Source organism: uncultured Methylobacterium sp., assembly GCF_964244095.1.
In the GTDB taxonomy this organism is placed as follows: Bacteria; Pseudomonadota; Alphaproteobacteria; order Rhizobiales; family Beijerinckiaceae; genus Methylobacterium.
In genome coordinates this window covers 23984-45265 of sequence record NZ_CAXTHR010000008.1, presented here as the reverse complement: position 1 = coordinate 45265, position 21282 = coordinate 23984, and the positions used below count along the sequence as shown (strand labels likewise).

Below are 21282 nucleotides of genomic sequence, written 5' to 3'. Positions count from 1 at the left end.
GCACAGGACGTCCCATGCGCTCGCTCACCTACGCCCTAGCTGCCCTCGCCGTCTCCGTCGCCTCGGCCTCCGCCGTCGAGCTGAAGCCGGCCAGGGCCAGCTCGGTCGATCTCGGCACCTATCGCGGCTCGATCTACTACACCGCCACCGCGAACGGCTACCGCATGGTCGCGACCCTGACCCCGCTCGACGCCGACGGCGAGCACACCCCGGTCGTGCGCCTCGTCACCACGCTGAACGCCGACCAGACCGTCACCCTCTCGGTGCCGGGCACGCTCGACGCCGGCGGCCGCGAGACCACGGTCGCCTTCTCGCGCCGCGGCGACGTCGTCGAGGTCGCCGCGGCCGATTGATCGGCGCCGACGCCCATCGGGCGGACGACACCGGGACCCGGCTCCGCACGGCGGCGCCGGGTTCCCGCGTCCTGCCGACGCCTCGCTTTCGCCCCACCGGCCCACGAGGTAAGGTCGCGGCCGACCGTTAACGGATCTTTCACCACGCGCCGCGAGCGTCCGTTCCGTCCCATGCAGACCGCCGTGATCCTCCGCCGTCCTCTCTTGTCGCTGGTCCTGGCCTTCGCCGCCGTGCCGGCCGAGGCCCACCCGCACGTCTGGGTCACCACGAAGGCCGAGATCGCCTACGAGGGCGGCAGGGTCGCGGCGGTGCGCCACGCCTGGACCTTCGACGCGGCCTACACGGCCTTCGTCACGCAGGGGCTCGACGCCGACGGCGACGGCAAGCTCACCCCGGACGAACTGGCCAATCTCGCCGCCGAGAACACAGCGAACCTCGCCGCGTCCGGCTACTTCACCAAGCTGAAGGTCGGCGGCCGGGAGCAGGGCTTCGCCGACCCGGCCGAGCCGCGGATGGCGGTGGAGGGCGGCGCGCTCACGCTGAGCTTCCGCCTGCCGCTGAGGACGCCCGCGGCGCAAGGGCGGGGCATCGTCTCCCTGGAAGTCTACGATCCGACCGCCTTCGTCGCGTTCGCCCTCTCGGGGGCGACCGACGCCGCGACGCTCGCCGGCGCGCCGCCCGGCTGCGCCGCGACCGCGACCCGGCCCAAGCCCGCCGAACCGAAAACCGCCGAGGCCGGCAAGCCCGGCATGAGCGAGGCGTTCTTCGAGGCGCTGACCGCGGCCTCCGGCTACGGCGCCCAGTTCGCCGACCGAATCCTCGTCGCATGTCCCTGAGCAGGGTTCGCAAAACTGCCCCGCGGTTTCGCGAAGAGACCCTGCGACAGGCCCAGGACCTCGGCGCACGAAGCGTCGGCCTGCCGACGCGACCCGGCTCGGGCACCGGGCTCGTCGCGCCCGCCGGCCGGCGCCTGCCGCTGCGGCTCGCCCTCGTCGCGGGGGCGATCGTCGGCGCGGCTTTGTTGCTGTCGGCCCTCGTCTGGCTCGTGGCGCCCGGCCTCGCGGCCCCGCCGCCGCGCTCACCCTTTGGCATCGGTTTTCGCGAGGCCGCCCCTGCGGCGACGGGCCTCGGCGGCTGGCTGCTTTCCGTCCAGTCGAGCTTCTCGCGCAACCTCCAGGCCGCGCTGTCCGCCCTGAAGGACGGCGGCGACCGGGGCCCCCTGGTGGCGCTGGGCTTCGCCTACGGCGTGTTCCACGCGGCCGGGCCCGGGCACGGCAAGGCCGTGATCGCCGGCTATCTCTTCGCCGGCGAGCGGGCCTTGCGCCGCGGCTTCGGGCTGTGCTTGGCCGCGGCCATGCTCCAGGCCCTGGTCGCCGTCGCCCTCGTCGGCGCGGGCCGCCTCGTGCTCGGCGCCACCGCCGCCGGGATGACGCGGGCCGGCACCACGATCGAGACCGTCAGCTTCGCCCTCGTCGCCCTCCTCGGGCTCGCGCTGACGTGGCGCAAGGCCGGGCGGCTCGCCGCCCTCGGTGCGCCGCCCGCCTGCGGCCCGGACTGCGGCCACGCGGCGCTGGCGGATGCCCGCGCCCTCGAAGCCCTCGACACGTGGCGCGAGGGCGCCGGCGTGGTGATCGCCGCGGGCGCGCGCCCCTGCGCCGGGGCCGTGCTGCTCCTGGTCTTCGCCGGCGCGCAGGGCATGCCGGCGGCGGGCATCCTCGCGGTCTTCGCCATGGCGCTCGGCACCGCGCTGACGACCGGCGCGCTCGCGAGCCTCGCGGTCTTCGCCAAAGGCGCGGCCCTGCGGCTCGCCGGCGGCCGCGGGCAGGCGGGCGTGCTCGCGGTCGGGGCCCTGGAACTGCTGGCCGGGGCCTTCGTGCTCGTGCTCGGCGCCGCGATGCTGCTCGGCCTCGCGCTGAACCCCGGCGGCTGATCGGCCCTCGCCATCCGGCTGCCGGCATGGCACGCTTCCCGCCTGGGCGACGAGGTTCGGCATGACAGGGTTCGACACGGGGTTCGACCACATCCTGAACTGGCGGCTGCTGGCCGGCTCGCACCCGTTCCCGGGGCCGGACGGCGGCACCTGCATCAACGAGGCGGCCCTGGTCGCCGCGGGGCTGCCCTATCGGGCGATCCGGTCGAGCGACGACTGCCCGCCCTGCTTCTCGCGCCCGCTCGGCGCCTACGCCCTCGGGCTCAACGACGCGATGCCGGACGGCGAGCGCCACCGCCTGATGGCCTTCGTCCTGCGCCTGTCGGGCTCCGCCGACGCGCCGCCCGTCGAGGCCGAGCGGACCGCCTTCCTCGCCCGCGAGAGCATCCGCCGCCTGCTGCCGCCCCTGCTGGCGCGGGCGGGCCTGCACGGACGCGCGGCCGCCTGCGCGGATGCCGCCGACCTCGCGGCGGCACTCGCCGCCGCGAGGTCGGCGGCTTGGCACGGCGGCGCGCGGGCTGAGGCGGCGGCCGGGCGCAGGGCCTGGGTCGCGGGGGCGCTCGCAGCCGCCGTCGCCCGCACCGCCACGGCGGCGCTCCGCGCGGCCGACGACCCGCGCTGCGCCGCCGAGATCGCCGAGGGCGCCGCCCCGTTCGCGCCCGGCACCTGGGCGCGCGCGGTCGACATCCTCGACGCCGCGCTCCTGATCGGACGGCGGGCGCCCGACATCGACCGCGTCGCGGCCAGGGACCGGCTCGACGCGGCGCGGGCGCTCGCGCACGCCTGACGGCGCGGTGGATCTCCCGGTCGACGCGGCGGCAGGACCGGCCGCACGCCGTCACGCCGCGGCGGATTCCGCCGCGGGATCGAGCTCCACCATCTGGCAGTTGTCGAGCCAGATCCCGGTGAGGTGGAAGAAGAAGGTGCCGTGGCCGACGACCGCGACGGTCGCTTCCGGTCGCGCCCGCAGCCAGTCGCGGAACGCCGCGACGCGCCCGTCGAACAGGCGGCGCGGCTCGACCGGGTAGCCGTCGATCCCGGCGCCGTCCGCGGCATGCCACCAGATCTCCGGCACGTGGCCGACGTCGAGGTGCGGGAACTCGGCGGCGATCTCGGAGGCCGCGCGGCCCACGTCGCAACTGCTCTCCTGGCATTCACGATGCAGCACCTCGACCAGAACCCGCGGCTTGGCCGGGTGCGTGCCGAACAGGATCGCGCTGGTCTCGATCGCCCGGGTCAGGGGCGAGGTCACGACGAGGTCGAACGGGATCGCCGCCAGGGCCGCCCGCGCCGCCTGCGCCTGCGCCTGCCCGCGCGGGGTCAGGCGGGCGTCGCGGTGGCCGGGGTCGCGGCCGGTGGCGCGGTGGGCGGCGTTGAAGGTCGATTCGCCGTGGCGGATGCAGACGATGCGGGTCGGGCCGTTCATGGGTCTCGCGGTCTCGCTGGCTGGGGGGGAAGGGGCTCGGGGGAAGGGGCTCGGGCGAAAGGTCTCGGGCGAAAGGTCTCAGGGAAGCGTCCGCCGCGCCGGACCATGTCGATTCCGTCGCCGTCCGGGTCGGCGGCGGAGACGGATCGCGCAGGCCGACCAACCTGAGCCTGAAGGCTCCGGCATCGTAGGCGATCGACCGCGCCGCGTCGCGGACGCGGATCATCGCATGCACCGGCTTGGACATGCACCGGCCCGGACATCGTTGGCTCGTCGCGGATGCGTTCGTGGTGACGCGACGGGATGTGGCGCGCGGAGCCCGCGATGGAAAGGCGGTCCCGCCTGGGCGCGGCGCCGCCCGGCGTCGCGCCGTTCTCCGGCACGGACGACCCCGCGGCGGCGGTGGACGGGGCCGAATCCCGCGTCAACCGCCGGCCCGCGGCACCTCCGGAGTCCCTCCGGCAACACGGCGTTACAATTCAGGGGCCGCCCGCCATCTTCGATTGTCGCCCGCCGCAGGGCATAAGCACCGGACACGTCCGGCCGGGACGCCCGCGAGACGGCTTTCGATGAACGCGACCGTGCCCCACATCCTGATCGTCGAGGACGACCGCGAGATCGCCGACCTCGTGGCGCGCTACCTGCGCGGCAACGCCTGCCGCGTCACGCTGGCCGGCGACGGCACGGAGATGGACCGGGCGCTGGCCGATGCCCGCGTCGACCTCATCGTCCTCGACCTGATGCTGCCGGGCGAGGACGGCCTCAGCCTGTGCCGGCGCCTGCGCGGGCGTTCGGCCGTCCCGATCCTGATGCTGACGGCCAAGGCCGAGGAGATCGACCGCATCGTTGGCCTGGAGATCGGCGCGGACGACTACCTCGCCAAGCCGTTCAACCCGCGCGAGTTGCTCGCGCGCATCCGCGCGATCCTGCGCCGCTCCGGCAACGAGGCGACGGAGGACGAAGGCGTGCGCCGGATGCACTTCGTCGGCTGGACGCTCGACGTCGCCTTGCGGCAGGTGACGGGCCCGGAGGGCGCGCGCATCGCGATCACCGGCGCCGAGTTCGACCTGCTCCACGCCCTGTGCCTGCGGCCGGGCCGCGTGCTCTCGCGGGACCAGCTCCTCGACCTGACGCAGGGGCGCAGCGCCGGGCCGTTCGAGCGCAGCATCGACGTGCTGGTGAGCCGCATCCGCCAGAAGATCGAGCGCGATTCGCGCAACCCCGAGATCATCCGCACGATCCGCTCCGGCGGCTACCTGTTCACGCCGGAGGTGACCCGCTCATGAGGTTGGCCGATCTCACGGCGCGCCTGCGCCCGCGCAGCGTCGCCGGGCAGATCGCGCTGCTCGTCGTCGCGGCGATCGTCGTCGCCCACGCCGTCGCGACCACCGCCTTCGTGCTGCTGCGCGAGCCCTGGCGCCCGGACGACCATCCCGGCGTCGCGGCCGGCCGGCTCGCGATCATCGCCCGGCTCCTCGACGCCTCCCCGGCGCAGGAGCGCGGCGCGTTGCTGGCGAACGCGGCGCGGGCCGTGCCGAACCTCCAGCTCGCACCCTGGGACGGAGCCGACGCGACCGATGGCGGCCTGAACCGCCCGGTGGTCCGCCGCCTGCGCGACGGCTTCGCCCGGCCGCTGACCGTCGTGGACATCGGCGGTCCCGAGGCCCGTGCCGCGGGCCAGTTGCGTCTCGGGATCGCGACGCCGGGCGGCGCCCGGCTTCAGGCCAGCCTGACCGACGACCCCCTGCGGCCGCCCCACGAGGGCGCCATCATCTTCACCGTGCTCTTCCTGGCGCTGACGCTGACCCTGCTCTCCCTCTGGGCGACGCGCGCGCTGACGGCGCCGCTGGCCCGGCTCGCGGGCGCGGCCGAAGCCTTCGGCACCGGCGATGACCACGTCGCCCTGCCCGAGGCCGGCCCGCGGGAGGTGATCGCGGTCTCGCGCGCGCTCGACCGCATGCGCGGCCGCGTGCGCCGCCTGATCGACGACCGCACCCAGATGCTGGCCGCGATCAGCCACGACCTGCGCACCCCGATCACCCGGCTTCGGCTGCGCGCCGAGTTCATCGAGGACGACCATGCCCGCACCATGACCCTGCGCGACCTCGACCAGATGAACGCGCTGGTCGAGGCGGCCCTCTCGTTCGTCCGCGACGGGCGCGGACCGGATAGGGGCGCCCGGACGCTGGTCGACCTCGCCTCCGTGGTGCAGACCGTCTGCGACGGCTTTGCCGACATCGGCGCCGACGTCGCCGTGACCCAGACCCGCCACGTGCTGGTCCGCGGCCGGCCGGACGAGCTGCAGCGGGCGATCACCAACCTCGTCGACAACGCGGTCAAGTACGGCGCGCGGGCACGCCTGAGCATGGAAGGGACGCCGCGCGGCGTGCGCGTGCGCGTGCACGATTCCGGTCCCGGCATCCCGGAATCGGAGCGCGACGCGATGCTCCAGCCCTTCGTGCGCGGCGACCGGGCGCGCAACCTCAACGAGGCGGGCGGCTTCGGCCTCGGCCTGTCGATCGTGCTCGCCATCGTCGAGGCGCATGCGGGCGTGCTGACGCTCGCGAACCGGCCCGAGGGCGGGCTCAGCGCCGCGATCGAGCTTCCGCGCGCCGTCCCGGTTCCCGAGGATCGGCCGGAAACGCCGATGGCCGAGGCCGCCGAATGACGTGCCGGCGCGTGTCCGATCGCCCGCGCCCGCCTCGACATCCGGCAAACGTCCGGCGCGCGAGACGCCGCTGCGTGCGGCGTGCCTTGCGCCCGCCGCGCCGTGCCATAACTCAGGATCGGGCGTATCACCGTCGCGCACGGGCCGCGGCGCCCCCCGGCCTTCGAGGCATGTCCATGACCTCCACCGATGCCGACATCCTCGCCACTGCCGCAGCCTGGCGGCGCGACGGGCGCGCGGTGGCGCTCGCCACCGTGATCGAGACCTGGGGCTCGGCGCCGCGCCCGGTGGGCAGCCACCTCGTCGTCGACGGCGCGGGCAACTTCCTCGGTTCGGTCTCCGGCGGCTGCGTCGAGGCCGCGGTGATCACGGAAGCCGCCGACGCCATCGCCGACGGACGGCCGCGGGTGATCGAGTTCGGCGTCGCCGACGAGACCGCGTGGCGGGTCGGGCTGTCCTGCGGCGGCCGCATCCGCGTCTTCGTCGAGCGGATCGACTGACCATGCTCAGCCGAACCCTGGTCGACCTGAACGCTGAGCGGCGTGCGCGCCGGGCCGCGATCCTCGTCACCGACATCGCCGACGGCACGCAGCGCCTCGTGCGGGACGCGGAGATCGCCGCCGACCCCCTGGCCGAGCCCCTGGGGCGTCACCTCGCCGCCGGCCGCAGCGGGCTGATCGAGGCCGAGGGCAGGACGCTGTTCCTCACCGTCCAGGTGCCGCCGGTGCGGCTCGTGGTGATCGGCGCGGTGCATATCAGCCAGGCGCTCGTGCCGATGGCCGCGGCGCTGGATCTGGCCGTGACGGTGATCGACCCGCGCACCGCCTTCGCCAGCCCCGAGCGGTTTCCCGATGTCGCGCTCGTGCCGGAATGGCCGGATGCCGCGCTCGGCGGCTCCGTGCCGGCCCTCGACCGGTACTGCGCGCTCGCAGCCCTCACCCACGACCCAAAGATCGATGACCCGGCGCTGATCGCGGCGTTGACGGCGGAGTGCTTCTACATCGGCGCCCTCGGCTCGCGGAAGACCCATGCGGCCCGCGTCGAGCGGCTGAGGCTGGCCGGGTTCACGCAGGCGCGGATCGGGGAGATCCGGGCGCCGATCGGCCTCGCCATCGGTGCGGTCAGCCCGGCCGAGATCGCGCTCTCGGTGCTGGCGCAGGTGGTGGCCGCCCTGCGCCGCGCGCCGCGCGAGCCGGGCGCGTGAAGTTCGGGCCGGTTCCGGTCGGTTCGGCGCTCGGGCTGATCGCGGCCCACACCGTCACGGCCGGCGGCGCGACCCTGCGTAAGGGCCGCGCGATCGGTCCCGAGACCGTCGCCGGCCTCGAAGCGGCGGGCGTGCGCGACCTCGTCGCGGCGACGCTTGAGCCGGGCGACGTCGGCGAGGACGAGGCCGCCGAGGCCCTGGCCCGGCACCTCTCCGGCGCGGGCGTGCGGCGCGAGGCGCCGTTCACCGGCCGCTGCAACCTGTTCTCCACGCAAGGCGGGGTGCTGGTGATCGACCGCGCCGGCATCGATGCGGTCAACGGCGTCGACGAGGCGATCACCGCGGCGACGCTGCCTCCGTTCAAGCCCGTCGTCGCGGGCGAGATGGTGGCGACCGTGAAGATCATCCCCTACGCGGTGCCGGGCGACGCGCTGTCCCGCGCCCGCGCGGCGGCGGGGCCCGGCGCGCTCCGGGTCGCGCCCTATCGCCGCCGCCGCGTCGGCGTGGTCTCGACCCGCCTGCCGAGCCTCAAGGAGGCGACCATCGAGCGGACACTGGCCGTCCTCGCCGAGCGGCTCGCGCCGACCGGCGCAGAGGTCGTTGCGGAGGCCCGCGTGCCGCACGCGGCCGGTGCCGTCGCGGCCGCGCTCTGCGCAGCGGTGGACCGGGGCGGTGCCGATCTGGCGATCGTGTTCGGCGCCTCGGCGATCGCCGACCGGCGCGACGTGATCCCGGCGGGCATCGAAGCCGCCGGCGGAACGGTGATCCATTTCGGCATGCCGGTCGATCCTGGCAACCTCCTGCTCGTCGGCGCGCGCGCAGGTGTGCCGGTGATCGGCGCTCCCGGCTGCGCCCGCTCGGCGAAGGAGAACGGCTTCGACTGGGTGCTGCACCGCCTGCTCGCGGACCTGCCCGTCGCCCGCGCCGACATCGTGGCCCTCGGCGTCGGCGGCCTGCTGATGGAGATCGTCTCGCGGCCGCAGCCGCGCTCCGGCGCGCCGCGCGCGGCCGACGATGCCTGACGCCGCCGTCGGCGCCGTGCTGCTCGCGGCCGGCCGCGGCACCCGCTTCGGCCCGGAGCCGAAGCTCCTCGCCCGCCTCGACGGCAAGCCGCTGGTGCGCCATGCCGCCGAGGCCGCCCTCGCGTCGCGGGCGCGGCCGGTGGTGGTCGTGCTCGGCGCCCATGCGGACCGGATCCGCGCCGCGCTCGACGGCCTCGACCTCGCCTTCGTCGAGAACGCCGCCTTCGCCGCCGGGCTCTCGACCTCGCTGCGGGTCGGGCTCGGCGCGCTGCCGGCGGGAACGACGGGAGCGGTGATCCTGCTCGGCGACATGCCGCGGGTCAGTGCCGAGCAGATCGATCGCCTTGTCGCCGCCTACCGCACAGCCGACCCGCGGCCCGCGGCCGTCGTGCCGGTCGTCGCCGGCCGGCGCGGGAACCCGGTGCTGCTCGACCGCTGCCGGCTCGGCGCCGATCTCGCCCGGCTCACGGGGGACCACGGCGCCGGTCCGCTGCTGACGCGCCGCCTCGACGTGCTGGAGATCGTGGGCGAGCTCGGCACGGGCCTCGACGTCGATACGCCCGCGGCGCTCGCCGGGCTCTAGTACTACGGCCGGGTTTGTGCGTTGTCCTGGTGGAGGTGTGCCATGACGATGGTGATGCCAGCGGACGCAGCGGGCTGGGCGCGGGGTCTGGACGAGGTGCTGGAGCGGATTGCCGATCGGTTTGGACGGACCGAGCCGTGTCGGCGGGCTGAGGCCTACCTGCGCGGTCTTCTGGCGCCGGTGGAGCGCAAGAACGGCTGGCAACTGGCGGAAGCGGCCGGTGACGCGACACCGAACGCGGTGCTGGTGCTGGATGAGACCGGCTTCCTGAAGAAGGGGATCACGTCGGCCAGGGTGCAGCGTCAGGACAACGGCACGGCCGGGCGGATCGAGAATGCGCAGGTGGGCGTGTTCCTGGGCTATGCCGGGCGTCACGGCCATGCGTTGATCGACCGGGCGCTGTACCTGCCCAAGTCCTGGACCGAAGACCGTGCCCGCTGCCGGGCAGCGCACGTGCCGGACGATGTGGGATTTGCCACCAAGCCGAAGCTCGGCCTTGCCATGCCGGAGCGGGCGCGCCGCGGGCCTGCCGTTTTCCTGGATCGCGGGCGACAGCGTCTACGGGGCGGAGCCTGCTATCCGGCGCTGGGGGCAGGAGAACCGGATCGGCTACGTGCTGGCCGTGACGACGGGCCAGCGTCTGGCCATGCGCCCGGTAGCCGACTGGTTTGCCGAGCAGATCGCAGCTCTGCCTGAGGACGCGCCGCCGGTCTGGCAGCGCCTGAGCGCGGGAGACGGCGCCAAGGGGCCGCGCCTCTACGACTGGGCCTGCGTCCCGTACCGCGGCGGCGCGCCCGGCTTCCGATGCACGCTTCTCGTGCGCCGTTCCCTGACCGATCCGCACGAGAAGACCTTCTATCTCACCCACGCGCCCAGCAGCACGCCGCTGTGCGATCTCGTGCGGATCGCAGGTCAGCGCTGGACCATCGAGAGCAACTTCGAGCAGGCCAAGAGCCTGCCCTGGACCCGATCCGGGGGGCGAGGTCGGGCTCGACCAGTACGAGGTGCGCTCCTTCGTTGGCTGGCACCGGCACGTCACGCTGGCGATGTTTGCCCATGCCGACCTCGCCGCCCTGCGCCGGGCGGCCAACGGGGGGCGTGCGCCCCACGGATCTGGCTGCGGACCTGCTGCCCCTGACCGTGCCCGAGATCCGGCACCTGCTCGCCGCCCTCGTCGGCCTGCCGCGGCCCGAAGCCAGCCCCGTGCTGCGCTGGTCCATCTGGCGACGACGCCATCAGCAACGCGCAAGACGCTCACACTGGCGGCGAACCCGAAAAGCCCGAAGGCCACCGACAAACCAAAAGCCGCGTAAAACCCGGCTGTAGTACTAGAGCGTTTTCCATGATCCCCGGATCACGGAAAACGCTCTAAGCCCTTGTGTGGTCGCATTTTCTTTACGCGAGCCGGTATCCATCTCGCTGGAAAATGCTCTAGGCGGCCGCCTGATCGCGGCATGCCCGGTCCGGCATCAGCGCCGCTCGGCTGGCTCTGAGACGCGATGCTACATCCGAGGCCCGCCCGGTCTGCGCCGAGCGGGCCTTTTCTTTCGGCGATTGCCACCGTGCAGAAATCAGGATTTTTTCACCGGCCAAGCTGCACAGCTGCCTTCACCGGCGACCTTCCGCCGCCAGCCGGGACTCGTATGAAAGCAGGGTCGAGCCATCGCCGATATCCGTTCATCCTTCGACGCGCACCGAGCAGCTTTACGATCGGCGCAGCGATGACGTGAATTTGGACGAGATCGGCGAGTCCATCGATAGGCGAACGGAAGCATGGTTGCTCGACGACTATGTCCGGCCTTGCCGGCTTTCGAAATCCAGCGAGCTTTGATCGACGAAAAACCGTCGGAACAAACCAAGAAGCCATCGATGGCGCTCTTGCTTATGAGCCGATCTGTACCTATGGAAATCATGAGCGAACCAATATAGGAAGTCGATCTTGAATGCTTCGAACGTCGTCGGAGCACGGCTCCGGGTCTTTGCGTTGTCGTTGGGCCTCGCGGCTCCGCTCGCCGCAGGGTCTCAGGCCCGTGCCGCTTCGGTTGCCCCCGTGGCCGCCGAGCATGGCATGGTGGTCAGCGCGCAGCACCTCGCGACCAAGGTCGGCGTCGATGTTCTCAAGCGAGGCGGCAACGCGATCGATGCGGCCGTCGCGGTCGGCTACGCGCTCGCCGTCGTCTACCCCGCCGCGGGCAACCTGGGCGGCGGCGGCTTCATGACCATCCAGTTCGCGGATGGGCGCCGGACGTTCCTGGATTTTCGCGAGAAGGCGCCGCTCGGTGCCAGCCGCGACATGTACCTCGACAAGGACGGCAACGTCATCAAGGGGCTGAACACGGGTGGGCATCTCGCCGTCGGCGTGCCGGGCACCGTTTCCGGCCTGGAGACGGTGCGCGAGCGGTACGGGACGATGGCGCGGAGCGATCTGATCGCGCCGTCCATCGATCTTGCCGAGGCCGGCTTCGCCCTCGAACAGGGTGACGTCGATATGTTCGCCCTGTCCACCGACGATTTCCGGAAGGACCCGGCGACGGCCGCCATCTTTCTCAACCAAGGCCGGCAGTTTCAGGTCGGCGACAAGCTGGTTCAGACCGATCTCGCGGGCACCCTGCGGGCGATCGGCGCGCGCGGCGTCGACGGCTTCTACAAAGGTCAGATCGGAGACGCGATCGTCGCGTCCAGCAAGGCCGGCAAGGGGATCATCGTCCAGGCGGACCTCGATCGCTTCAAGACCCGCGAGATGGCACCGATCGAGTGCGATTATCACGGCTACCACGTGGTCTCGGCACCTCCGCCGAGTTCGGGCGGTGTCGTCATCTGCGAGATCCTCAATATCCTCGACGGCTACCCGATGGCGAAGCTGGGTTGGGGCTCAGCCCAGGCCCTCCACTACGCGATCGAGGCGATGCGCCACGCCTACGTCGACCGCAACAACTTCCTCGGCGATCCGGATTTCGTATCGAACCCGATCCAGCGCCTGACCGACAAGGCCTACGCGGCCTCGATCCGGAACAGTATCGATCCCAAGAAAGCCGGCGTGTCCAGCGCGCTGAAGGTCGGCGTGCCGCCGCACGAGGGCAGCAACACGACGCACTACTCGGTCGTGGACGAGATGGGCAACGCGGTCTCGGTTACCTATACCCTCAACGACTGGTTCGGTGCGCGCGTCACGGCGGCGGGCACGGGGGTGCTGCTGAACGACGAGATGGACGATTTCACCTCCAAGGTCGGCGTACCCAACATCTATGGCCTCGTGCAGGGTGAAGCCAACGCGATCGCGCCGGGCAAGACACCCCTGAGCTCGATGAGTCCGACGATCGTGACGAAGGACGGCAAGCCGGTCCTGGTCACGGGCACGCCGGGCGGTAGCCGGATCATCACCGTCGTGCTTCACAGCATCCTGAACATCATCGACTACGGGATGAACGTGCAGGAAGCGGCCGATGCGCCCCGCATTCACCACCAGTGGCTGCCCGACGTGACGTACGTGGAGCGGTTCGCCCTGTCGCCGGACACGCGCACGGTCCTGGAGAGCATGGGGCACACGTTCGCCGGGCCGCAGCCGGCCAACCATCTTGCGGCCATCCTCATCGGCGCGCCGACGCTCGGGGGCAAGCCGGTCGGGAGGAACCGCTTCTACGGGGCCAACGATCCCCGCCGCAACACCGGTCTGGCGGCGGGATATTGACGGGTCCGTCAAGCCTGCGGAACGCGTCGCGGGGCACCCCTCACGCGTAGGCGGCGCAGATCCCCAAGAAGTCCTCGGCGACCAAGCTTGCACCGCCCACGAGCGCCCCGTCGACGTTCTCGACCGACATCAATTCGCGCGCGTTGCCCGGCTTGACCGAGCCGCCGTAGAGGATGCGGATCCTGGCCGCCTCCTCGCCCACGAGCTTGTCCAGCATCTCGCGCAAGGATGCGTGGACCTCGGCGATGTCGCGGGGCGTCGGCGTGCGGCCCGACCCGATCGCCCAGACCGGCTCGTAGGCGATCACCGTGTCGGCCGCCGTGGCGCCCTTCGGCGTGCCGATGGCGAGCTGTGCGCGCACGATGTCGAGCGCCCGGCCCTGCTCGCGCTCCTCCATGGTCTCGCCGACGCAGATGATGCCGCACAGCCCCGCCCGCCTGGCCCCGAGCGCCTTGGCGTGGACGCCGTCATCGGTCTCGTGGTGGTAGGCCCGGCGCTCGGAATGGCCGACGATGACGTAGGTCGCGCCGAGGTCGGCCAGCATCTCGGCGGAGATCGAGCCGGTGAAGGCGCCGCTGGCCTTGGCGTGCAGGTTCTGGCCGCCGATGGCGATCGGCGAGCCGTAGGCGGCCGCGACGCAGGTCGAGATCAGGGTCGAGGGCGGGCAGATCAGCAGGTCGATTTCTTCGGCGAGCGCGGGCTGGAGGCCGGTGCGCACCGCGTCGACGACCGGGATGGAGGCGCGCGTGCCGTTCATCTTCCAGTTGCCCGCAACCAGGGGCCGCCGTCCCGAACGCATCATCGATGTCCTCGCCGTCCCGCCGCCGCCCGCGAGGGCCGGGGCTACCAGAGCAAGCTTGAGGGCGCAAACCGCGCCGGCCTTTGCCCGCCCGCGCGGATGGTCTATCGCGGACGGATTCGAGGGACGGCGGCTCCGTCGCCAGCCCGAGCGCGTGTTTAAGACGAGACCATGCTGCAGAACATCCGCAACGCCAGCCAGCACTGGCTCGGCAAGATCGTGCTCATCGTGATCTTCACGTTCCTGATCGCGGGCGTGGCGATCTTCGGCGTCGAGGAGTTCTTCCGCGGCGGGTCGAGCACGGCGGTCGCCACCGTCGGCCGGACGCCGATCACGGCCGAGGCCGTGCGCACCGCCTACCAGAACCAGCTCCAACGCTACCAGACCCAGATGCGCCGGACGCTCACACCGGATCAGGCCCGCGCGCTCGGCGTCGACCGGCAGGTGCTGGCGCAGCTCGTCACGGAAGCCTCCCTCGACCAGAAGACCCACGATCTCGGCCTCGCGGTGCCGGATGCCGCGGTGATCCGTGCGATCCACGACGAGAAGAGCTTCCAGAACGCGCAAGGGCAGTTCGAGCCGGCCCTGTTCTACCAGACCCTCCAGCGCGCCGGCCTGAACGAACCGATGTTCGTGCGCGAGCAGCGCGCCGTCATCGCCCGGCTGCAACTCGCCGAGGCCGTCTCGGCCGAGCTGCACGTGCCCGAGGCGATGCGCGGGGCGGTGCACCGCTACGCGACCGAGCGGCGCAGGGCCGCCTACCTGATGCTGCCGCCGTCGGCCGCCGGCGCGGTCGCTGCGCCGGACGAGGACGCGCTGAAGACCTATTACGCGGGCAACATCTCGGCCTATCGCGCACCGGAATACCGCACCGCGAGCCTGCTGATCCTCGACCCCGACGCCCTGGCCAAGCCGGACGCCGTCCCGGCCGACGAGGTGCGAAAGGTCTACGACCGGGAGAAAGGCCGCTTCGGTTCGCCGGAGAAGCGCACGATCCAGCAGATCGTCTTCCCGGACGCCGCCGCCGCCGAGGCCGCGCGTAAGGCGATCGCCGACGGCGCCAGGACCTTCGAGGCGGTGGCCCGGGAACGCGGCACCGACGGCAAGGACCTGACGCTCGGAACGCTGACGAGAGCCGAGCTCTTCGACCCGGCGGTGGCGGATGCCGCCTTCGCGCTCGAGAAGGACGGCACCAGCGCGCCGGTGAAGGGCCGGTTCGGCACGGTGCTGCTGCACGTCCCGGCCATCGAGCCGGAGACGGTCAAGCCCTTCGCGGACGTCGAGCCCGAGATCCGCAGGCAGATGGCGCAGGCCCGCGCCCGCGAGGGGCTCGACAAGCTCCACGACGCGATCGAGGACCAGCGCGCGGGCGCCAAGCCGCTCGCCGAGATCGCGCGCGAGCGCGACCTGCCGCTCGTGACGGCGGCGGTCGACGCGCAGGGCAAGGACCCCGCCGGCCAGCCGGTGGCCGGCATCCCGGACCCGGACGCGACGCTGCCGGCGCTGTACCGCTCGGAGATCGGCGGCGACAACGAGCCGCTGCGGACGAAGGCCGGCGGCTACGTCTGGTACGACGTCACGAAGATCGAGGCCGCCCACGACAAGCCGCTCGACGCGGTGCGCGACGCGGTCGCCGCCGGCTGGCGGGCGGGCGAGGTGACGCGCCTGCTCCAGGCCAGGGGCAAGGCGCTCGCCGAGCGCCTCGACAAGGGCGAGACGCTCGAGGCTCTGGGCACGGAGGTCGGCGTCAACCCGCAAGATGCCGACGACCTCGCCCGCAACCAGCCCAAGGACGGCCTCACCGTGGACGTGGTCAACCGCATCTTCGCGACGCGCGTGGGCCAGGCCGGCTCGGCCTCGGCCGGCGAGGCGCGCGCGGTCTACAAGGTCGAGGCCGCGACGATGCCGGCCTACGTGGCGGCCAGCCCGGCGGACAGGACGATCGAGGGCAACTTCCGCACGGCTTTGGCCGACGACGTGCTCGGCGAATACATCGCCGAGGTGCAGAAGAGCGCCGGCGTCAGCGTCGATCAGGCGGCGCTGCGGCGCGCGATCGGCGGCGAGTATTGAGGCCCATGGCCGAGCCGTCGCACTACGCCGCCTACGCCGCCGCCTACGAGGCCGGGCGCCCGGTCCTCCTCGACCTGACCCTGGTGGCCGACCTCGAGACGCCGGTCGCGGCGTTCCTGAAGCTGCGCGCCTGCCATCGTGGCCCGGCCTTCCTGCTCGAATCGGTCGAGGGCGGCGCGGTGCGCGGGCGCTACTCGATGATCGGCCTCGACCCCGACCTCGCGTGGCGCTGCCGTGACGGCCGGGCCGCGCTCGCCCGCGGCGACCTTTCGGATTTCTCCGCCGACGCGCGCGCGCCGCTGGACAGCCTGCGGGCCCTGATCGCCGAGAGCGCGATCCTGCCCGGCGAAGGCCCCGAGCTTCCGCCGATGGCAGCCGGCCTGTTCGGCTATCTCGGCTACGACATGGTCCGCGCCATGGAGCGGCTGCCGGCGCCGAACCCCGACCCGCTGCACGTGCCGGACGCGATCCTGGTGCGGCCGCGGGTGATGGTGGTGTTCGATTCGGTGCGCGACCTGATCACCGTGGTCTGCCCGGTGCGGCCCATCGCCGGCACCGGTGCGCGGGCGGCCTACGAGGCGGCGATGATGCGTCTCGACGGGGTCGCCGCGGCGCTGGAAGGCCCGCTGCCGATCGAGGCGCGGGTCGATCCCGCGGACGTGGCCCATCCCGAGCCGGTCTCGAACACCGCGCCGGAGGATTACCGGGCGATGGTGGCGCGGGCTCAGGCGTACATCGTCGCCGGCGACGTGTTCCAGGTGGTGCTGTCGCAGCGGTTCGAGGCGCCGTTCACCCTGCCCGCGTTCGCGCTCTACCGCTCGCTCCGCCGCACCAACCCGGCGCCCTTCCTGTGCTACCTCGATTTCGAGGACTTCCAGGTCGTCTGCTCCAGTCCCGAGATCCTCGTGCGGGTGCGCGACGACAAGGTGACGATCCGCCCGATCGCCGGCACGCGCCGCCGCGGCGCGACGCCGGCCGAGGATCGGGCGCTGGCCGACGAGCTGCTCGCCGACCCGAAGGAGCGCGCCGAGCACCTGATGCTGCTCGACCTCGGCCGCAACGACGTCGGCCGGGTGGCCAGGCTCGGCACGGTGACCGTCACCGGCTCGTTCTTCCTCGAATACTACAGCCACGTGATGCACATCGTCTCGAACGTCGAGGGCGACCTCGACCCGAAGCACGACAACCTCGCGGCGCTTGCCGCAGGGTTTCCCGCCGGCACGGTCTCGGGCGCGCCGAAGGTGCGGGCGATGGAGATCATCGACGAATTGGAGCGCGAGAAGCGCGGGCCCTACGGCGGCTGCATCGGCTATTTCGGGGCGCGGGGCGAGATGGACACCTGCATCGTGCTCCGCACCGCGATCGTGAAGGACGGCCGCATGCACGTGCAGGCCGGTGCCGGCATCGTCGCCGATTCCGATCCGGCCTCAGAGCAGCAGGAATGCGTGAACAAGGCGCGCGCCCTGTTCCGGGCGGCGGAGGACGCGGTGATGTTCGCAAGCCGCGCGCGGCGGGGGCAGTAGTCCGGTGCCACGGTCTCGTAAGGGCGGCGCGCTTGGGTTGGCGTGAGGGGCACGCGCGGAGCGGGAGAGCTTCCACGTCGCCGTCTATCGAGGCCTAATCAAAATGCCGCGAGGTCAACGTCCGAGCCGGCGGTATCATCCAAACTTCATCGAAAACTAAGGGATTTTGACGATCGTCACGTCACATTCCGGCAGTCAGGCGTGAGATCAGATGAAGCTCGGCATTCGCGCGCGCCTCTATGGCGGTTTTGCAGCCCTCGTCGTCCTGGCGGGCGGAATGGGCTTGTTTTCCTACATGCAGCTCGTGGACGTGGACGAGATCTACAACCAGAGGGGTCGCCTGGAGCAGAACGTCCGCGACGTGTCCTCCATCAACAAGCTGAGCGATCATTTCCTGGCCCAGAGCTACGCGTTCCGGGCAGGTCAGACCCAGGCCGACGTGGCGGGCATGACGGTCGATCTCGCATCGATCAGGACCCTGTCCGAGGCTCTGATCGACCGCGCCGAAACGGACGAACGCAAGGCGATGTACGCGACGATCCGCGAGCAGAGCCTGGACCTGTCCGGTCGGATGGCGCGCCTGGCCGAGGTCGGCGGCACGATCCGCGACGGCAAGGCCGGCCTGTTCGGCACCGGCGACGCGATGGTCAAGGCCGTCGCGGCCCTGGCCTCGGAGATGCGGGCGAACGGCGAGGAGGCCGGGGCGGCTCAGACGCTGGCGCTCGAGAATGCGATCTTCGCCGTCCGGGTCGCCAACTGGCGCTTCCTCGCGACCTTCGATGCCAAGGGACCGGCGACCTTCGCCGCCAGCACCGGCCGCGCGGAGACGCTTCTGAAATCCATCCGCGGACTGAGCCTCGCCCCGAAGCAGCAGGCGGCCCTCAAGGCGGTCGAGGACGCGCTCGCGGCCTACGTGGCGAACTTCAATACGGTATCGGCCGCGCTGCTCGCGACCGACGCGCTTTATGAGCAGATCCTCAAGCCGAAGCTTTCCAAGATGGACGCGGTCGGCCTCGCGGTGCACGAGAAGCTCGACGTCGCGCTGAAGAGTCTCTTCGACGAGAGCGAGGCGACGATGAGTCGTGCGCGCGCCGTGCAACTCGGCCTCCTCGGCCTGATCCTGGCGCTCGGCGCGGGCCTCGCCCTGGTCATCGCCCGCAGCATCATCGGGCCGATCTCCGGCATGACGCAGGCGATGAAGCGCCTCGCATCCGGCGAGACGGACATCGTCGTGCCCTCGCAGGACGCGACGGACGAGATGGGCGAGATGGCCCAGGCCGTCGACGTCTTCCGGCAGAACGCCATCGCACGCACCGAACTCGAGGCCCGTCAGGTCTCCGAGCAATCCGCGCGGCAGCGCCGGGCCGATCGCGTCGACGCGCTCGTGCGCGGCTTCGAGAGCCGGATCGAAGGCTCGCTCAACGTCGTCACCTCCGCGGCGACCGAACTCGACGCCACCGCCCGCTCGATGACGGGGGTCGCCGACAACACCAGCAGCCAGGCCATGGCCTCCAGCGCGGCCGCCGAGGAGACCTCGGCCAACGTGCAGACGGTGGCCGCGGCCGCGGAGCAGATGGTGGCATCGCTCCACGAGATCGAGCGTCAGGTCCATCGCTCGAACGAAGTCGCCAGCCACGCCGTCAGGGAGGCCGACGCGACCACGTCCTCCATGACCGATCTCGCCCAGGCCGCGGAGAAGATCGGCGATGCGGTGACGATGATCTCCGGCATCGCCGGCCAGACCAACCTGCTGGCGCTCAACGCCACCATCGAGGCGGCGCGGGCCGGCGAGGCGGGCCGCGGCTTCGCGGTCGTGGCGGCGGAGGTCAAGGAGCTCGCCGGCCAGACCGCCCGGGCGACGCAGGAGATCTCGGGTCAGATCGCTGCGATCCAGGCCGCGTCCGGCCAGGCGCTGAACGCGATCCAGCAGATCGGCCGCACCATCGTCTCGGTCAACGAGATCACCGGCACGATCGCCGCGACCGTGGTCGAGCAGACGGCGGCCACCAACGAGATCGCGCGCAACGCCTCGGAGGCCGCCCGCGGCACCCAGGACGTGTCGATGAACGTCGCCGGCGTGCTGGCCTCGTCCGGCGAGACCGGCAGCGCCGCCCAGCAGGTGCTCGGCGCGGCGGCGGAGCTGGCCAGCCAGTCGCTCTCGGTCAAGAAGGACGTGGACGACTTCCTGGCCGCCATCCGGGCGGCCTGATAGGATCTCCGGCTGATGGGTTCGGGGGCGTCGCGTCTCCCGCAGGGGCGGAGCGGCGGTCGTCCGCCGGACCGCATGCGATGCAGGGTCCGTTTTCCCGGACGGGTGACGCGACAGCGGAACCCGATCCGGGACCCGGCACGGGACGTCGCGAAGCGTCGAACCCCTTGGCGGCCGAACCCTTGGCAGTCGAACCCTTGGCTCCGGTCGGATCGAGCCGCTGACGCGGCCCTTCGTTTCGCTTGGCGCCGGATCACCGTCCGCTCACGCTCCAGGCGTCCGGGAAAACGGCGCGACCGAAGCATTCATCGGATACCGTATGATGGATCGGGACTGGCTGATCGGCACCGGGCTCGCCTTCGTCGCCGGCTTCGTCGACGCCGCAGCGTTCGTCGCCCTGGCCGGCCTGTTCACCGCGCACGTCACGGGCAACTTCGTCCTCATCGGCGCCGAACTCGTCTCGACGTCGAGCGGCGTCGTCTCCAAGCTCTGCGCGTTGCCGGCGTTCATCCTGGCGGTCGCCGCCACGCGCCTGATCGCGCTGGCGCTGGAGCGCCGCGGGATCGCGCCGCTTCGCTGCCTCCTCGGCCTCGAAGCCGTCGTCCTGGCCGGCTTCGGCGCCGCCGGCGTCTCGCTGGCGCCCTTCCTGTCGGCAGACAGCGGACCGGCCGTGCTCGTGGGCATGCTGGGCGTGACCGCGATGGGGATTCAGAACGCGACCGGCCGGCTCGCCCTCGGGCACCTCGCCGCCACGACCGTCATGACCGTGAACGTCACGCAGGCCGTGCTGGACGTCACCGACCTCCTGCGCGGAGAGCGCGGCGGCGGTGCTCGGACACGCGCACGCCTCCGGCGGATGCTGCCCGCCGTGCTCGCCTTCGCCGTCGGGGCACTGGCCGGCGCGTTCGGGGTCGCGGCCTGGTCGTTCTGGTGCGTCATCGTCCCGGTCTCAGTGCTCGCGGCGGTGATGATCGCTCCGGAGCCCGTCCAGGACGGGTCCGGAGCTTGACGCCGCCACGCTGCGCGCCCGGGCCGAGGTTGCCTGGAGCGGCGCGCGGCGCGTCGGCACCAAGGCGGGCTTGAGCCCGTCGCGTCCCGAGCCGCCCCTGCCCGCATCGAGCCCGAGTTGACCGGCGCACGCCGCCCCGTCACACACGCGCGTCGGCCCGCGCGTGAGCCCATGCCCAACGTCCTCGTCATCGACAACTACGATTCCTTCACCTGGAACCTCGTCCACCTGATCGGCCCGCTCTGCGGCGCGATCGACGTGGTGCGGAACGACGCCGTCACGGTGGAGGATATCAGGCTGAGGGCGCCGGACGCGCTGGTGCTCTCGCCCGGCCCGTGCACGCCCAACGAGGCCGGGATCTGCCTCGACGCGGTGCGCCGCCTGAGCGGCGAGATCCCGATCTTCGGCGTCTGCCTCGGGCTCCAGGCGATCGGGCAGGCCTTCGGCGGCGACGTGGTGCGGGCGCCCGCGCCGATGCACGGCAAGGTCTCGACCATCCGCCACGGCGCGCGCGGCGTCTTCCGCGGGCTCAACGACGCCTTCGAGGCCACCCGCTACCACTCTCTCGTCGTCGACCGGGCCGGCTGCCCGGAGGCGCTGACCGTCACGGCGGAGGCCGACGGCCTGATCATGGGCCTGGAGCACGCGCACCTGCCGGTGCACGGGGTGCAGTTCCACCCCGAGAGCATCCGCTCGCAGCACGGCGCGCAGATCCTGCGCAACTTCCTCGACATCGCGACCGCGTGGAACGCGGCGCGTGACAAGGCCCGCGCCGGCGTGCATTGACGAGGCGCCCT

Annotated in this window: 18 protein-coding genes and 1 pseudogene; 17 read left to right on the top strand and 2 right to left on the bottom strand. The window is 72.2% G+C overall.

What is annotated here, in order from left to right; all coding sequences use genetic code 11:
* The first annotated feature begins 14 nt into the window (after positions 1 to 14).
* The 4 genes from ACFE86_RS02795 to ACFE86_RS02780 all read left to right on the top strand — a co-directional run bounded on the left by ACFE86_RS02795 (position 15) and on the right by ACFE86_RS02780 (position 3071).
* Complete coding sequence (locus ACFE86_RS02795) at positions 15 to 353, top strand: hypothetical protein (RefSeq protein WP_375453808.1); 339 nt, start codon at positions 15 to 17, stop codon at positions 351 to 353.
* A gap of 171 nt (positions 354 to 524) precedes the next feature.
* Positions 525 to 1190, top strand: coding sequence for a DUF1007 family protein (locus ACFE86_RS02790; protein ID WP_375453807.1), 666 nt, complete (start codon positions 525 to 527; stop codon positions 1188 to 1190).
* Positions 1181 to 2284, top strand: coding sequence for a nickel/cobalt transporter (locus ACFE86_RS02785; protein WP_375453806.1), 1104 nt, complete (start codon positions 1181 to 1183; stop codon positions 2282 to 2284). The genes ACFE86_RS02790 and ACFE86_RS02785 overlap by 10 nt, the downstream gene beginning before the upstream one ends.
* 61 nt (positions 2285 to 2345) lie before the next feature.
* Positions 2346 to 3071 (top strand): hypothetical protein, encoded by a 726-nt coding sequence (locus ACFE86_RS02780; protein WP_375453805.1) that lies wholly within the window; start codon positions 2346 to 2348, stop codon positions 3069 to 3071.
* A 51-nt stretch (positions 3072 to 3122) separates the two neighbouring features.
* On the opposite strand, the gene ACFE86_RS02775 is transcribed toward ACFE86_RS02780, so the two are convergent.
* Positions 3123 to 3710 carry a histidine phosphatase family protein gene (locus tag ACFE86_RS02775; protein ID WP_375453804.1) on the bottom strand — a complete coding sequence of 196 codons (588 nt, stop codon included), beginning with the start codon at positions 3708 to 3710 and terminating at the stop codon, positions 3123 to 3125.
* A 569-nt stretch (positions 3711 to 4279) separates the two neighbouring features.
* Here ACFE86_RS02775 and ACFE86_RS02770 point away from each other — a divergent pair.
* From ACFE86_RS02770 to ggt, 8 genes and pseudogenes are all read left to right on the top strand, one after another.
* Positions 4280 to 4996, top strand: a complete 717-nt coding sequence (locus tag ACFE86_RS02770; RefSeq protein ID WP_375453803.1) for a response regulator — start codon at positions 4280 to 4282, stop codon at positions 4994 to 4996.
* Positions 4993 to 6378 carry an ATP-binding protein gene (locus ACFE86_RS02765; RefSeq protein ID WP_375453802.1) on the top strand — a complete coding sequence of 462 codons (1386 nt, stop codon included), beginning with the start codon at positions 4993 to 4995 and terminating at the stop codon, positions 6376 to 6378. The genes ACFE86_RS02770 and ACFE86_RS02765 overlap by 4 nt, the downstream gene beginning before the upstream one ends.
* A gap of 176 nt (positions 6379 to 6554) precedes the next feature.
* Positions 6555 to 6878 (top strand): XdhC family protein, encoded by a 324-nt coding sequence (locus tag ACFE86_RS02760; RefSeq protein WP_375453801.1) that lies wholly within the window; start codon positions 6555 to 6557, stop codon positions 6876 to 6878.
* A 2-nt stretch (positions 6879 to 6880) separates the two neighbouring features.
* Positions 6881 to 7582, top strand: coding sequence for an XdhC family protein (locus tag ACFE86_RS02755; RefSeq protein WP_375453800.1), 702 nt, complete (start codon positions 6881 to 6883; stop codon positions 7580 to 7582).
* Positions 7579 to 8604, top strand: coding sequence for a molybdopterin-binding protein (locus ACFE86_RS02750; RefSeq protein ID WP_375453799.1), 1026 nt, complete (start codon positions 7579 to 7581; stop codon positions 8602 to 8604). The genes ACFE86_RS02755 and ACFE86_RS02750 overlap by 4 nt, the downstream gene beginning before the upstream one ends.
* A complete protein-coding gene (locus tag ACFE86_RS02745; RefSeq protein ID WP_375453798.1) occupies positions 8597 to 9187 on the top strand; it encodes an NTP transferase domain-containing protein in 591 nt (196 codons plus the stop codon). The genes ACFE86_RS02750 and ACFE86_RS02745 overlap by 8 nt, the downstream gene beginning before the upstream one ends.
* 48 nt (positions 9188 to 9235) lie before the next feature.
* Positions 9236 to 10500 (top strand): annotated as a pseudogene (locus ACFE86_RS02740) (IS701 family transposase).
* A 755-nt stretch (positions 10501 to 11255) separates the two neighbouring features.
* Positions 11256 to 12875 (top strand): gamma-glutamyltransferase, encoded by a 1620-nt coding sequence (gene ggt, locus ACFE86_RS02735; RefSeq protein WP_375453817.1) that lies wholly within the window; start codon positions 11256 to 11258, stop codon positions 12873 to 12875.
* Positions 12876 to 12915: 40 nt separating this feature from the next.
* Here the strand turns inward: ggt and tpiA are convergent, their stop codons facing one another.
* The gene (gene tpiA, locus ACFE86_RS02730; protein ID WP_375453797.1) at positions 12916 to 13677 is read right to left on the bottom strand and encodes a triose-phosphate isomerase; all 762 of its coding nucleotides are present in this window, start codon (positions 13675 to 13677) and stop codon (positions 12916 to 12918) included.
* Positions 13678 to 13845: 168 nt separating this feature from the next.
* On the opposite strand from tpiA, the gene ACFE86_RS02725 reads away from it, so the two are divergent.
* The 5 genes from ACFE86_RS02725 to ACFE86_RS02705 all read left to right on the top strand — a co-directional run bounded on the left by ACFE86_RS02725 (position 13846) and on the right by ACFE86_RS02705 (position 21271).
* A complete protein-coding gene (locus ACFE86_RS02725) occupies positions 13846 to 15744 on the top strand; it encodes a SurA N-terminal domain-containing protein (protein WP_375453796.1) in 1899 nt (632 codons plus the stop codon).
* A gap of 5 nt (positions 15745 to 15749) precedes the next feature.
* Positions 15750 to 17267, top strand: coding sequence for an anthranilate synthase component I (gene trpE, locus ACFE86_RS02720; RefSeq protein ID WP_375453795.1), 1518 nt, complete (start codon positions 15750 to 15752; stop codon positions 17265 to 17267).
* Between the two features lie 211 nt (positions 17268 to 17478).
* Positions 17479 to 19476 (top strand): methyl-accepting chemotaxis protein, encoded by a 1998-nt coding sequence (locus ACFE86_RS02715; protein ID WP_375453794.1) that lies wholly within the window; start codon positions 17479 to 17481, stop codon positions 19474 to 19476.
* 322 nt (positions 19477 to 19798) lie between these two features.
* Positions 19799 to 20485 carry a YoaK family protein gene (locus ACFE86_RS02710; RefSeq protein WP_375453793.1) on the top strand — a complete coding sequence of 229 codons (687 nt, stop codon included), beginning with the start codon at positions 19799 to 19801 and terminating at the stop codon, positions 20483 to 20485.
* 171 nt (positions 20486 to 20656) lie between these two features.
* Positions 20657 to 21271, top strand: coding sequence for an anthranilate synthase component II (locus tag ACFE86_RS02705; protein WP_375453792.1), 615 nt, complete (start codon positions 20657 to 20659; stop codon positions 21269 to 21271).
* The last annotated feature ends 11 nt before the right edge of the window (positions 21272 to 21282 follow it).

Excerpts from the sequence above, each read along its gene's own strand:
- ACFE86_RS02785 (WP_375453806.1), top strand. The coding sequence starts at position 1,181 with ATGTCCCTGAGCAGGGTTCGCAAAACTGCCCCGCGGTTTCGCGAAGAG.
- ACFE86_RS02760 (WP_375453801.1), top strand. The coding sequence starts at position 6,555 with ATGACCTCCACCGATGCCGACATCCTCGCCACTGCCGCAGCCTGGCGG.
- ACFE86_RS02745 (WP_375453798.1), top strand. The coding sequence starts at position 8,597 with ATGCCTGACGCCGCCGTCGGCGCCGTGCTGCTCGCGGCCGGCCGCGGC.
- tpiA (WP_375453797.1), bottom strand. The coding sequence starts at position 13,677 with ATGATGCGTTCGGGACGGCGGCCCCTGGTTGCGGGCAACTGGAAGATG.
- ACFE86_RS02755 (WP_375453800.1), top strand. The coding sequence starts at position 6,881 with ATGCTCAGCCGAACCCTGGTCGACCTGAACGCTGAGCGGCGTGCGCGC.
- ACFE86_RS02770 (WP_375453803.1), top strand. The coding sequence starts at position 4,280 with ATGAACGCGACCGTGCCCCACATCCTGATCGTCGAGGACGACCGCGAG.
- trpE (WP_375453795.1), top strand. The coding sequence starts at position 15,750 with ATGGCCGAGCCGTCGCACTACGCCGCCTACGCCGCCGCCTACGAGGCC.
- ACFE86_RS02790 (WP_375453807.1), top strand. The coding sequence starts at position 525 with ATGCAGACCGCCGTGATCCTCCGCCGTCCTCTCTTGTCGCTGGTCCTG.
- ACFE86_RS02710 (WP_375453793.1), top strand. The coding sequence starts at position 19,799 with ATGGATCGGGACTGGCTGATCGGCACCGGGCTCGCCTTCGTCGCCGGC.
- ACFE86_RS02725 (WP_375453796.1), top strand. The coding sequence starts at position 13,846 with ATGCTGCAGAACATCCGCAACGCCAGCCAGCACTGGCTCGGCAAGATC.
- ACFE86_RS02795 (WP_375453808.1), top strand. The coding sequence starts at position 15 with ATGCGCTCGCTCACCTACGCCCTAGCTGCCCTCGCCGTCTCCGTCGCC.
- ggt (WP_375453817.1), top strand. The coding sequence starts at position 11,256 with ATGGTGGTCAGCGCGCAGCACCTCGCGACCAAGGTCGGCGTCGATGTT.
- ACFE86_RS02715 (WP_375453794.1), top strand. The coding sequence starts at position 17,479 with ATGAAGCTCGGCATTCGCGCGCGCCTCTATGGCGGTTTTGCAGCCCTC.
- ACFE86_RS02780 (WP_375453805.1), top strand. The coding sequence starts at position 2,346 with ATGACAGGGTTCGACACGGGGTTCGACCACATCCTGAACTGGCGGCTG.
- ACFE86_RS02775 (WP_375453804.1), bottom strand. The coding sequence starts at position 3,710 with ATGAACGGCCCGACCCGCATCGTCTGCATCCGCCACGGCGAATCGACC.
- ACFE86_RS02765 (WP_375453802.1), top strand. The coding sequence starts at position 4,993 with ATGAGGTTGGCCGATCTCACGGCGCGCCTGCGCCCGCGCAGCGTCGCC.
- ACFE86_RS02705 (WP_375453792.1), top strand. The coding sequence starts at position 20,657 with ATGCCCAACGTCCTCGTCATCGACAACTACGATTCCTTCACCTGGAAC.